The sequence below is a fragment of the Rothia sp. HMSC065B04 genome (assembly GCF_001812285.1).
Classification (GTDB): domain Bacteria; phylum Actinomycetota; class Actinomycetes; order Actinomycetales; family Micrococcaceae; genus Rothia; species Rothia mucilaginosa.
This window is the reverse complement of sequence record NZ_KV808408.1, coordinates 833492-845096: the sequence shown is the minus strand read 5'-3', so window position 1 is coordinate 845096 and position 11605 is coordinate 833492. Positions and strand designations below refer to the sequence as shown.

General features: G+C 57.8%; 11 protein-coding genes, 1 tRNA gene and 1 rRNA gene. All 13 read left to right on the top strand.

The window, feature by feature from the left end:
* Nucleotides 1-82 precede the first annotated feature (82 nt).
* The 13 genes from rrf (at nt 83) to HMPREF2845_RS06580 (ending at nt 11262) form a co-directional block, all read left to right on the top strand.
* Nucleotides 83-199 (top strand): 5S ribosomal RNA (gene rrf / locus HMPREF2845_RS06640).
* A 302-nt stretch (nt 200-501) separates the two neighbouring features.
* Nucleotides 502-1245 carry a DUF6891 domain-containing protein gene (locus HMPREF2845_RS06635; RefSeq protein WP_049340517.1) on the top strand — a complete coding sequence of 248 codons (744 nt, stop codon included), beginning with the start codon at nt 502-504 and terminating at the stop codon, nt 1243-1245.
* A 400-nt stretch (nt 1246-1645) separates the two neighbouring features.
* On the top strand, nt 1646-2524 hold the full coding sequence (locus tag HMPREF2845_RS06630) for a DsbA family protein (protein WP_049361984.1): 879 nt from the start codon (nt 1646-1648) through the stop codon (nt 2522-2524).
* A 231-nt stretch (nt 2525-2755) separates the two neighbouring features.
* Nucleotides 2756-2829: transfer RNA gene (locus HMPREF2845_RS06625), tRNA-Thr, on the top strand.
* Between the two features lie 125 nt (nt 2830-2954).
* Nucleotides 2955-5153, top strand: coding sequence for an acyltransferase family protein (locus HMPREF2845_RS06620; protein WP_070634221.1), 2199 nt, complete (start codon nt 2955-2957; stop codon nt 5151-5153).
* A gap of 139 nt (nt 5154-5292) precedes the next feature.
* Entirely contained in the window at nt 5293-6123 is an 831-nt protein-coding gene (locus tag HMPREF2845_RS06615; protein ID WP_070634220.1) for an ABC transporter ATP-binding protein, read from the top strand.
* Nucleotides 6124-6281: 158 nt separating this feature from the next.
* Complete coding sequence (locus HMPREF2845_RS06610) at nt 6282-7094, top strand: SGNH/GDSL hydrolase family protein (protein ID WP_070634219.1); 813 nt, start codon at nt 6282-6284, stop codon at nt 7092-7094.
* 826 nt (nt 7095-7920) lie between these two features.
* Nucleotides 7921-8157 (top strand): 50S ribosomal protein L28, encoded by a 237-nt coding sequence (rpmB, locus tag HMPREF2845_RS06605; RefSeq protein WP_004005966.1) that lies wholly within the window; start codon nt 7921-7923, stop codon nt 8155-8157.
* Between the two features lie 3 nt (nt 8158-8160).
* Complete coding sequence (gene rpmG / locus HMPREF2845_RS06600) at nt 8161-8331, top strand: 50S ribosomal protein L33 (RefSeq protein WP_004005967.1); 171 nt, start codon at nt 8161-8163, stop codon at nt 8329-8331.
* 2 nt (nt 8332-8333) lie between these two features.
* A complete protein-coding gene (rpsN, locus tag HMPREF2845_RS06595) occupies nt 8334-8639 on the top strand; it encodes a 30S ribosomal protein S14 (protein ID WP_005506731.1) in 306 nt (101 codons plus the stop codon).
* An 89-nt stretch (nt 8640-8728) separates the two neighbouring features.
* The gene (locus HMPREF2845_RS06590) at nt 8729-9016 is read left to right on the top strand and encodes an HU family DNA-binding protein (protein WP_005506733.1); all 288 of its coding nucleotides are present in this window, start codon (nt 8729-8731) and stop codon (nt 9014-9016) included.
* A 522-nt stretch (nt 9017-9538) separates the two neighbouring features.
* A complete protein-coding gene (locus HMPREF2845_RS06585; RefSeq protein WP_070600525.1) occupies nt 9539-10324 on the top strand; it encodes a hypothetical protein in 786 nt (261 codons plus the stop codon).
* A gap of 218 nt (nt 10325-10542) precedes the next feature.
* Complete coding sequence (locus tag HMPREF2845_RS06580; RefSeq protein ID WP_070634218.1) at nt 10543-11262, top strand: hypothetical protein; 720 nt, start codon at nt 10543-10545, stop codon at nt 11260-11262.
* Nucleotides 11263-11605 lie beyond the last annotated feature (343 nt).

Sequence of the window (11605 nt, the reverse complement as noted above, 5' to 3'; positions counted from 1 at the left end):
TGTTGTTTGCGTTCACTGTATGGTTTTTGGATAATAACCCTGGGCTTCCTTCGGGAGGCTGAGGCTTTTTATTCGGAAGATTTTCCGTGGTTATAGCAAGAGGGAAACGCCTGGTTCCATTCCGAACCCAGAAGCTAAGACTCTTCGCGCCGATGGTACTGCACTTTTGTGGGTGTGGGAGAGTAGGTCACCGCGGGTTTTTTATTCAAGAGGGGAAGACCTTATAGGTCTTCCCCTCTTTTTGTGTACCCAAAAACTTTTGAACCGAAAGCCCCATAACTCAGCAGAGGTACAGAGACGCAGCAGAGAAGCAGGGGAACATGGTTGCAGAGCCAGCCCGACAGCGTGCCAGCCTACTGCAGAGGTAACGAGATGGGGAGTTCACAGATCCGCCTGAATGACGAAGCAGAGGGCACGGTGGAGAAACTCTTGGTACCTTAACAACAAGAGCAATCCACATCTCTACCCGAACGAGTAGAGAACACGCAAAGGAGCATCATCATGGCCGATGAGAAGAGCATCTACGAGCGCTGGAGCGAAGAACGCCTCGACCCGCCCTTCCCCAAAGAATGGGGGCTGGATGAAGAAGATGAAGCCGAGCTGCTCTGGCCTATCTGGCCCCTGCTGTTCATGGGGGAATCTGATACTGAGCAGTACGTAGAAACCATCACCGATTATGTGATGGACGTACTCGGTCTGGAATACGATGGGGAGAATGAAGACAGCAAGCTCTGGGAGAAGCGCGTAGAGGACTACGTGGAAGAGCTCATCAAGCGTCGTCGTGCATTCGCCGCTGAGCTGGGCATTACCCCCGAAATGCAGAAGAACTCCAACCTCAACCGTGCCTTCGCAGCGCTCGAAGAAGAAGGAGTTATCGCACGACAGAACTTCACCTGCTGCGGTACCTGCGCCTCCGCAGAAATCTGGGACGAGATCGACGATAGCCGTGAATGGAAGGGATACATCTACTTCCACCAGCAGGACACCGAAAGCCTCGCTGAGAGCGGCGGTACCTACGTTGGGTTCGGCTCCTTCCTCGCCTACCCCAGGGACGAAAATGAATGGAACGCGCTGAGCGATGCGCAGAAGGAAGAGATTAGTGCTCTTCACAAGAAGCTTTCCGTGGAGCTCATGAAGGACACTATTATCCCCGTACTGGAGAAGCACGGCCTGAACGTGGAGTGGAAGGGGAACTTCGACACCCGCCCGTTCATTGGGGGAGTAGAAATCTACAACATTCCCTAGCAGCTGGTGAGCTGAACCGGATGGGTGCCTCGGCGCTATACTTGTGCGCTACTTGTGGCAGGGGAGAGGAGCCTCCTAATGCTACAGAAGTTTACAAGGAAAATAAGCTGAGAGCGTGAGAATCGACATCACAGCATCTCAGCCAGGGTATTAACTAGCCGATAAGGCACCCATTCGGTAGGCTAGACGGGTAGCGCGGTACATCCACGAGATAGACCCCACGACAGAGCGTGAGTAGAGCCAGCCTTCACGGTGGCACCTGCTCGACATGACTTTCAGCTGTTTCAAACGGCAGGAAGCTAGACCTCTGGAGCTATACCCTGACGGGTGCTTACTCTATAAGGGGTAGGCTAGAACAGTGGATGAACCGCCACCCATATTCCCAACCAAAGGAGCAGGCATGTCGACCGACGCCCGCGAAAAAGCCCGCCAGATTGCGGCCCAGCAGGCCAAGAAGAGCCCCAGCCAGGCAAGCCGCCGCTGGCTCCAGTTCGGCGTACTCGCCGTGGTCCTCATCATCGTAGGTATCATCGGCTTCGTCGTAGTCAACGGCAACAAGAACACCAAGGTAGCAGAAAGCGGCCCGGTGCCCTCCAGCGCCAACGAATACGGTGGCATTGTGCTGACCAAGGACGGCATCGTCCAGAACTCCTCCACCCAGGAGAACCGCGACTTCAAGCAGCTCGCAACCTCGACCTCCTCCGTGACCCCCATGGTCAACGGAACCGCAGCAGCAGTCAACACCATGCCCCCGGGCGTGCAGACCGCTGAAGAGGCATCCAAGAACGGCCAGCCCGTACGCGTGACCATCTTCCAGGACTACAACTGCGTGCACTGTGCAGAGTTTGAGAAGAAGTACGGTGAGGAAATCCAGAAGCTCGTCGAAGACGGCACCATCACCCTGGAAATCCGTAACCTGACCTTCCTGGACCGTTCCTCGCCCACCGCATACTCCGCACGTAACGCGGCAGCAGCATACTCCGTGGCAAACCAGGTCAGCACCCACGACTTCCTGAACTACCAGCGTGAGATCTTCACCCACCAGGGCAGCGGCGACATGAACAACCAGCAGATCGCCGACATTGCTTCGAAGTACCACGCCTCCATCGGCTCCGATATGAACGATGGCAAGTGGCGCCCCTTCGTGGACGTGGTCAACGCTGAATCCGCAAAGAACGGTATTAAGGGTACCCCCACCGTCTTCGTTGATGGTGACCAGTACACCAGCAACGACTTCAGCACCTTCCTGAAGGAAAAGATCGAAGCTAAGAAGAAGTAACCGCTTCGATACAGGAAAACCCGGTAACCTCCACGCGAGGCTACCGGGTTTTTCCATACACGGTGATGAGTACGAGGGGTGGGTGAGCAGCATACAGAGGTGGTGCTCATAAGGGGTAAAACGAAGGAAACGAACATACTATCACCCCATAATTTAGAAGTATTCTCAACCAAACCCTAAAAGAACAACTAAGCAGACTCAACCAAGAGAATAAGGTACACTGGACAGGTTGCCTCCTTAGCTCAGTTGGCCAGAGCATCTGTCTTGTAAACAGAGGGTCACCGGTTCGAATCCGGTAGGGGGCTCAGAAAAATCCTGGTTCGCACCAGCCTCATAGCAGAGGTGCGGATCAGGATTTTATTGTACGAGTGTCCTGTAGTGTCTAAGGGACCCGCACTAGCACATCGACATCCATCCTGAGGAACCGAGAATGTCTGAAACCTCCGGAACCCCGCAGGCTCCCGCCTCGCAGGGAACCTACACCACCGCCCCGCGCAGCATCAAAGCACGCGAAGCCAGCGACTACCCCCTCGAAGAGTTCATCGAATCGCGAGGATTCCGCCCTGAAATTCAGGGCCTGCGAGCCTTCGCCGTGCTCCTCGTGGTGCTCTATCATGTCTGGGTCGGCAAAGTCTCCGGCGGCGTGGACGTCTTCCTCTTCATCTCCGCCTTCCTGCTCTCGCTCTCCTTCATGCGCAAGATCAACGAAGGCAAACCCCTCAATCTCTTCAGCTACTGGATGCACGTCTTCCAGCGACTGCTACCCGTAGCCACCGTGGTTATCGCGGGTACCACCATTGCGTCCTTCTTCGTGCTCGCGCCCAGTCGCTGGTCGCAAACCGTAACCGACGCAAGGAGCTCCCTGTTCTACTTCCAGAACTGGAACCTTGCGTTCAGCTCCGTAGACTACTACGCCCAAAACGCTTCCGTGAAGTCACCCTTCCAGCACTTCTGGTCGCTCTCCATCCAGGGACAGATCTTCATCATCTGGCCCCTGCTCTTCGCCGCAGTAGCCTACGTCGTGCACCGATTCCGCGGGAACCTCTTCACCACCGCGGTATTCATCTTCAACACGGTGTTCGTCGCATCCCTGACCTTCTCCATCGTCGAAACCGACACCAACCAGGGATTCGCCTACTTCGACACCCGCACCCGCCTGTGGGAATTTGCCATTGGCACCCTGCTGGCAATGCTCACCCTCAAGTGGAAGGCACCCGAGAAGGCTCGAGTAGTTATGGGCTGGGTCGGCATTATTGGTCTGGTCACCTGCGGCGCAATCCTGCCCGTTGAACGAGCGTTCCCCGGCTACCTGGCGCTTTGGCCCGTGATCTCCGGTGCGCTCGTCATCATGGCAGGCCGTACCAACAGCCGCTGGGGCATCGATCGACTACTGGTCTCCGCACCCCTGCAGAGCCTCGGCAACATCTCCTACGCCCTGTACCTGGTGCACTGGCCCATCCTCATTCTCTACAGCAGCGCCGTCGGTACCTCCCGCGTGAACTTCATCGAAGGCGCTGTCATCATCCTTGCCTCCATCGGCCTGGCATGGTTGCTCATCCGCTTCGTCGAGAAGCCGCTGCGCTACCGCAAGGACCCCTTCGTACCCTGGCTCATGATGAAGATGCGCTTCAAGACCATCTTCTCGGTCAAGACCTGGGCAGACCAGCTCGCCTTCATCCTCGCGATCTTCCTGGTCGCAGGCGTACCCCTGGTAGCCGCACAGGCATGGGTAGGCTACCGCAACACCCAGTCCGAGCAGAACGCCGAACTGCAGGTACAGACCGCCAGCGAAAACTACCCCGGCGCCCGCGCTATCGGCGGCGCCCAGCAGGGACTCATTGACAACCCCATCCCCTCCGGCGGTGACGTCAAAACCCAGTTCGACGGACTGAGCGACCCCTGCGTTGGCGGCTTCGCGCCCTCCGACCCGGCACTCGCCAAGTACTGCAGCCTGCAGAAGTACGGCCCCGAGGACGCACCGCTGACCATGGTCATCGGTAACTCCCACGCCGAACAGGCGCTGAGCATCTTCAAGCCCATCGCAGAACAGACCAAAACCAACCTGCAGACCTACCTGCTCGGTGGCTGCCAGTACCCGGTCCGCGCCGTCAACGCCAGCAACGAATGCTCGGAATTCAACACCAAGATGACCGAGGAAATTCTCAAGCGTAAGCCGCAGACCGTGGTGCTCATCGCCACTGTTGCCCAGGCACGATCGAACGACGAACGAGTCGACCCGAGCCTCGACGAGACGGTCCGCCGCCTCACCGAGGCAGGAGTCCAGGTCATCGGCCTGCGCGATAACCCGCGCTTCGAGTACAACATCTACGAATGCGCTCAGAAGGCCGGTGCCGACAAGAGCTCCTGCGCACGACCCGCAAGCGACAAGTACGCCGCCGAAAACCCTGCAAAGGAAATCTTCGACAAGTACCGCAACCAGGGTGCCGTCATGGTGGACCTGAAGGACGTGTACTGCCCGGACGGCATGTGCAGCCCCGTGGTTGGAAACATCTACGTCTACATCGACGACAACCATGTCTCCAAGACCTACAGCCGCACCATGGCTCAGGAAGTCTTCCAGCGTGCAGCGGAAGGCGGCTGGCTCGTCAACGGAAAAGTGAACTTCTAAAGTTCGCCGATATAGCGGATCCCCCGTGCTGTTCTACAGAAGTGTGAACGGTTCGGGGGATTCGCTATATTCTGACCCGAAATTAGGATAGGCTAAGTTAGGAGGCTCCCGGGAAAAGCCTTAGAGAAGAAAGGACGCCATGAAAGAAATCACCGAACGCACCCTCAAAGTAGAGAACGTCAGCCTCGGCTACGGCGAAACCACCATCGTCAAAGACCTCTCCCTCGAATTCCCGAAGGGCAAAGTTACCGCCATCATCGGCCCCAACGGCTGCGGTAAATCCACCCTGCTACGCGGTGTCTCCCGACTGCTCAAGCCGCTCAACGGCGACTTCACCCTCGACGGCAAGTCAACCCACGAATACTCCATGAAGGGCTTCGCCCGCATGGTCGGGCTCATGCCCCAGCACCCCATCGCCCCCGAAGGCATTACCGTAGCCGACCTGGTCTCCCGAGGACGCTACCCCTACCAAGGCCTCTTCAAACGCAATAGCGCCGAAGATGACGAGGCGGTTGCTTGGGCTCTCGAAGCCACCGACACCATGTCCCTTGCCGAACGACAGGTCACTGAACTCTCCGGCGGTCAGCGTCAGCGCGTCTGGATTGCCATGGCGCTCGCCCAGGAAACCGACATTCTACTGCTGGACGAGCCGACCACCTACCTCGATCTGGCACATCAGGTGGAGCTACTCGACCTGCTCTCGGACCTCAACGAACAGCGCGGCACCACCATGATCATGGTGCTGCACGAACTGAACCTCGCCGCTCGAGTCGCTGATTACCTCGTCGCTATGAAGGACGGCTCCATCGTCGCCCAAGGCGAAGCACACGAAGTGCTCACCCGTGAGAACCTGCACACCATCTTTAGCCTGAAGGCCGAGGTCGCGGACCCGTTTAACGACGGCAGTGTAGTGGTGGTACCCCATCCCCGGAGTGCGTCCACCGTTGCCGGTTCAGCTGTCGCATCCTAAGAAACCCCCGCTCATATCTGAAGAAGAACCCTCAACAGTGGGATACTGGAAAGCAGGACGCACCGAAAGCTAAGCGAAGAAGCCGGTACACCGCGCAGGTGTGCCGGCCTCTTCCACAGAAGGGTCATTCTCTATAGAGGCCCGGAAAGAAGAACACAATGACGACCCCGCTCCTAGACCCCAACGGCAAGCTCAACGGTGAATCAGTACGCTACGTGGCAATCGGCGACTCCTTCACCGAAGGCGTGGGCGACGTTGACCGCCGCCGCCCCAACAGCTTACGCGGCTGGGCAGACCGCGTTGCCGAAGGCCTCGGTGCAGTAGACCCGCAGGCGCAGTACGCAAACCTTGCTATCCGCGGCCGCCTGCTCGGTCCCATCCTGGATGAACAGCTGCCTCGAGCCCTGGACCTCTGCCCCAACATTGTCACCTTCTACGGTGGCGGCAATGACATCATGCGACCCAACGTGGATATTGACCAGCTCATGACTCACGTAGACGAAGCCTTCGCCACCCTGCGCGGCGAAGGAATCGAAGTGCTTACCGTAACCGGCCTGGATGTACAGGGCCAGGGCCCCTTCGCCCGTACCCGCGGCCGTACCGCCACCTACAACGAGCTACTGCGTGGTATCGCTGAGGACCACGGCGTGCACATTATCGACTACTGGCGCTGGAACGACTTCCTTGATTGGCGTCTGTGGGCTGACGACCGCCTGCACATGAACGACCTCGGCCACGAACGCTTCGCATCTCGCGTACTGGCGCAGCTCGGCCTGCCCGGTGTGATCACCGAATCGGTACTGCCCCCGGAGGTGCAGCTGACCGCCCGCGAGAAGATCGAGCAGGAGGCACGCTGGGTCCGTGAGTTTGCCCTGCCGTGGATCGGTCGCCGACTGAAGGGTACGAGCTCCGGGGACGGTGTGAGCCCCAAGTACCCGCAGTGGGTGCCCGCGGCAAGCCTTAAAAACTAACGCCCTTAAGAACTAATGCTGAGGGGTGCACGTTACGGCGTAAAACTGTATGCCGGGGGGAGCGCCCTGTGCTGTATCTGTACCGTATTTGTGCCCGCATCTACGCCGTAACTGGAACGGTAAATCCGCCGTTACCCGTACCGTTGCGACCCCTTAAACCGCCCTTTAAAACCGGGGCGGAAGCGTTAAAACGAGAGTTAAAAGCTCTTTAAACGCGTATTTAAGCCCGTTTAATAGCCCTGCGCACACCGCAAGAAGCGGTGGCGCGGGGCTGTTTAAGGCTTAAATCCGGCTTAAGCTGTTAATCTCACAACATGAATTTCACCGGTGTAATTTATCCCCGGTCACATAGAGAACATCCGTTCTTAAAAAGGCGCATTAACGCCTGACTAGGGGCGTTAAAGAATTCCTTAAAAACATCTGGACTTGCAAAAACAACCATTTTTGATAGAATGGATAGGTATGTTTGCCGCTCGAAGGCAGGCGTGCATCCGCGAATCGAGCACTTCGCTTAAACGAGATGCAATTGGCTCAGAACACCGAGATTCCGCGGATTTTTAAGGCAAAATCCGGCGTGCAGGCTTGCACGAACCCCCGTATTTACCTAGAATTTAACGCTGTTCGTAGTGGTGGAAACGCCTCTCGACACTAATAAGCTTCACCGTTTTTCCCGCGGCGGGGATCGATGCGTGGCCTCTCACCCACGTGACGATCTCAAACACTCTAGCCCGGCGAATAACCCGGTGCTTCTACATTGGTGGCGGGACGCTCACGAGTAACATCGACTGCGTACCGTCATAAAAGTCAATCAATAAAGGAGTGAAACATGGCAGCAGTCTGCCAGGTGACCGGAGCTGTTCCCGGCTTTGGACACAGCATTTCGCACTCGCATCGCCGCAACAAGCGTCGATTCGACCCGAACGTTCAGAAGAAGACCTACTGGGTTCCTTCGCTGCGTCGTAAGGTAACCCTGAACGTGTCCGCTAAGGGCATCAAGGTTATCGATGCTCGTGGCATCGATGCCGTTGTTGCAGAAATCATCGCACGCGGGGAGAAGATCTAGTAAATGGCATCCAAGGCTAAGGACCTCCGTCCTATCATCAAGCTCAAGTCCACTGCTGGCACCGGTTACACCTACGTGACCCGTAAGAACCGCCGCAACAACCCCGACCGTATGGTGCTGAAGAAGTACGACCCCGTCGTTCGCAAGCACGTTGACTTCCGAGAGGAGCGCTAAGAATGGCTAAGAAGTCCAAGATCGCTCGCAACGAGCAGCGCAAGGTCATCGTCGCTCGCTACAACGAGAAGCGTATCGCGCTGAAGAAGACCCTGATCGACGAGAACGCTACCCCCGAGGAGCGCGAAGCAGCACGCGTGGCACTGCAGAAGCTGCCCCGCAACGCTTCCCCCGTTCGCGTGCGTAACCGCGACCAGATCGACGGCCGCCCCCGCGGTACCTTCCAGAAGTTCGGTATCTCCCGCGTGCGCTTCCGCGAGATGGCACACCGTGGCGAGCTGCCCGGTATCACCAAGTCCAGCTGGTAAATCTGGTATTTTAGTTCCTAAACGGTTTTCCGTCGCAAGACGGTCACTCGCTTTAGACTCAAATCTAAGTCTCTGGAAGGGGCACCCTAATGGCTAAGAACCGTACCGAACTCGTTGCAGAGGTTGCAGAGAAGTCTGGCAAGAGCCAGGCAACTGTCAACGCAGTCCTCGACGCAGTGTTCCAGGTTTTCGAGTCTTCCGTCTCCAAGGGCGAGAAGATCACCATCCCCGGTTGGATGGCAATCGAGCGCACCGACCGTGCAGCTCGTACCGGCCGTAACCCGCAGACCGGCGAAACCATCCAGATTCCCGCCGGTCACGGCGTGAAGCTGACCGCAGGCTCCAAGCTGAAGGCAGCAGTCGCTAAGAAGAAGTAATTCTTGAGACTTTGAATCTGCTAAAAGACCCCCACCAATATGGTGGGGGTCTTTTAGTATGCCCAGATGTTCTCTTGCTGATAGGGCATGGGTTGCTGGGGGAGGCAGAGCGGCTGGAGGGCTGGGAGGGTGCGCGCGGCGGGGAGCGTGCACAAGGTGGGTCTTCAAGACCCTAACCCTTAACTCGAGCATAAGATACAGAAAGTAGCTCGGTTTCACAGGGGAAGCTATGATGGGCTACAGAAAAATAAAGAAAATTTATACATTTAAGCAGAAAGCTATGCATAAGCTGAGCGAAAATCCGCGACTATGAAACCCCACTGGGAAAAATACTTATACATTGCCGTCCGGACACAGCTTAAACACAGCAAACTAAAGCTCAATCTTAGACTCACACCCTAAGCTGGAATCACCGGATAAGGAAAAGCCACACACCATACAAGCGGCTCAACCCCCAACCGGAAAAACAACCATACAAACCCCGGACGACCGACCCTCCGGGACTCACAAGGAGAACCCCTCATGGCACGCCACGCTCAGCGTACTTCCGCGCAGCCCACCAACCACCGCCTCCGCACCGGCGCGGCAGCACTGTCCCTGGCAGCAATCGCAGCACTCGGCCTGAGCGCCTGCGGTGCACAGAACACCTCTAACCCGGCACCCACCGCCACCGCGACCGCCAAGGCATCCTCCACCGCCGACGCGGCAGTCAACGCGGGCAACGGCAAGGTCACCGTCAAGGCAAGCGACGCAGCCTCCCCGAGCGCTACCGCAAGCAGCTCGCAGGGTACCGTCACCGTCACCGAAGGCGGCGTAACCGTCAGCGGTGCTGATGGCACCGGGGTCACCGCAGACGCTAACGGTAATGTGACCGTCAACGGCGGCTCGGCTTCCAGCAACGCCGGCTCCTCCGCAAAGGTCGACGAGAAGGCCGGCGAGACCACCGCCAAGAGCGGCTCGAATGGCTCCAGCACCGTGACCGTCGACAGCGGAACCGTCAGCGCAGCCAACGGCTACACCCTCATCGAAATCAAGGCCGACGGCGGCTGGTCCTACCACGCACCCAACGGCGACATCATTGAGGTACGAGCTGACGGCTCCTGGGAGCGCGTTGGCGATGGAGGCGTCGTTGAGGTCGATGCTGACGGCTCCTGGGAACAGACCGGTGAGAACGGCGTCATTGAAGTAGAAGCTAACGGCACCTGGGAACAGACCGGCGGCAGCGGCACGATTAAGGTACCGACCGTTCCCGCCAAGCCCGCTGGCGCTACTGTTAACCCCGTCAAGCCCGTCACTCCCCGTAACTAACTGAAGTGGCCAGCCGATAAGCCGGGCGGAAACGTGGGATATCCCACCCGCTAGAATGCGGATAAACGCCCGCCGGCTCGGATAAAAGCCCCCAAACTCGATAGAATTAACGCGGTTGGTTACACCGATAATTGTTATGGAATCCCACAAGGATCCTGCGCACGACGCGAATACGTCGCCAACTAGCCGCACCATACTAACAACCACAAGGAGAAACAATGGCTATCGCCCCCGCAATGAAGAAGACCACCGCGGTTCTGTCCATCGCTTTCGCAGGCGCACTGGGCCTGAGCGCATGCGGCTCCCAGTCCTCTTCCACCACCACCGCGACTGCATCCGCATCCGCTTCGGCAACTGCGTCCGCAAGCGCATCGGCTAAGGCATCCTCTGCGGCAACCACCTCTGCAGCTTCCGCTTCTGCTACAGCAGATGTGAAGGTTGACAAGGACGGCAACGTCACCGTCAAGGCTAACGACGGCGAAGGCAACTCCGCAGACGTGAAGGTCGGCGCAGACGGCAAGGCATCCGTAGACGCTAAGGACTCCGAGGGTAACTCCTCCAAGGTAGAGTCCGACGAAAAGGGCACCAAGGCTGAGTCCAAGGACTCCGAGGGCAACGCAGCATCCTCCTCCACCGTTGAGGGCGACGTTATCGTTTCCGAGGACGGCGGCTGGTCCATTCAGGGCGACGAAGGTCAGGTAGCTGTACAGGCTGACGGCTCCTGGAGCCGCCAGGACGCAAACGGCCAGGTTGCAGTCAAGGCTGACGGCTCCTGGAGCATCCAGGCTAACAGCGGCCTGCAGGCAACCGTGGACGCATCCGGTGAAGTAACCTCCATCGTTGGCGGCGAGAAGGCAGATCTGAAGGCTCCGAAGGTTCCCGCAAAGCCCGCACAGGCTAAGGTCACCCCCGTCAAGCCCGTTCAGCCCAAGAAGTAATAAGCTGACCAGTGCATAACAAACGCCCCGTGCGCATCCGAACGTGATGCGTGCGGGGCCGTTTTGCGTCTTCAAGTTGCGCTGAACTCCTAGGGAAAATAGGAAGCTTCGCATAACTGTTGTTAGGATTAGGGAGGCGCTCAGAATCTAGCTCTCACTCAACTCTCACTCAACAAACAACCACACTATAGGTCTCCCCGGCATAGCACGGGGATCTACCAGAAAAGAGAACACAGTGAAGAAGTCTATGGCTGTTCTGTCCCTGAGCCTCGCCGCGACCTTCGGTCTTGCAGCTTGTAGCTCCAACGCCAAGGCACCCGCCGAAAGCCAGAGTGCATCCGCG

What these genes read in the sequence shown, in the direction of transcription:
- HMPREF2845_RS06585 (WP_070600525.1), top strand. Translation starts at nt 9,539, where the DNA reads ATGGCACGCCACGCTCAGCGTACTTCCGCGCAGCCCACCAACCACCGC.
- rpmG (WP_004005967.1), top strand. Translation starts at nt 8,161, where the DNA reads ATGGCATCCAAGGCTAAGGACCTCCGTCCTATCATCAAGCTCAAGTCC.
- HMPREF2845_RS06610 (WP_070634219.1), top strand. Translation starts at nt 6,282, where the DNA reads ATGACGACCCCGCTCCTAGACCCCAACGGCAAGCTCAACGGTGAATCA.
- HMPREF2845_RS06635 (WP_049340517.1), top strand. Translation starts at nt 502, where the DNA reads ATGGCCGATGAGAAGAGCATCTACGAGCGCTGGAGCGAAGAACGCCTC.
- rpsN (WP_005506731.1), top strand. Translation starts at nt 8,334, where the DNA reads ATGGCTAAGAAGTCCAAGATCGCTCGCAACGAGCAGCGCAAGGTCATC.
- HMPREF2845_RS06580 (WP_070634218.1), top strand. Translation starts at nt 10,543, where the DNA reads ATGGCTATCGCCCCCGCAATGAAGAAGACCACCGCGGTTCTGTCCATC.
- HMPREF2845_RS06620 (WP_070634221.1), top strand. Translation starts at nt 2,955, where the DNA reads ATGTCTGAAACCTCCGGAACCCCGCAGGCTCCCGCCTCGCAGGGAACC.
- HMPREF2845_RS06630 (WP_049361984.1), top strand. Translation starts at nt 1,646, where the DNA reads ATGTCGACCGACGCCCGCGAAAAAGCCCGCCAGATTGCGGCCCAGCAG.
- HMPREF2845_RS06615 (WP_070634220.1), top strand. Translation starts at nt 5,293, where the DNA reads ATGAAAGAAATCACCGAACGCACCCTCAAAGTAGAGAACGTCAGCCTC.
- rpmB (WP_004005966.1), top strand. Translation starts at nt 7,921, where the DNA reads ATGGCAGCAGTCTGCCAGGTGACCGGAGCTGTTCCCGGCTTTGGACAC.
- HMPREF2845_RS06590 (WP_005506733.1), top strand. Translation starts at nt 8,729, where the DNA reads ATGGCTAAGAACCGTACCGAACTCGTTGCAGAGGTTGCAGAGAAGTCT.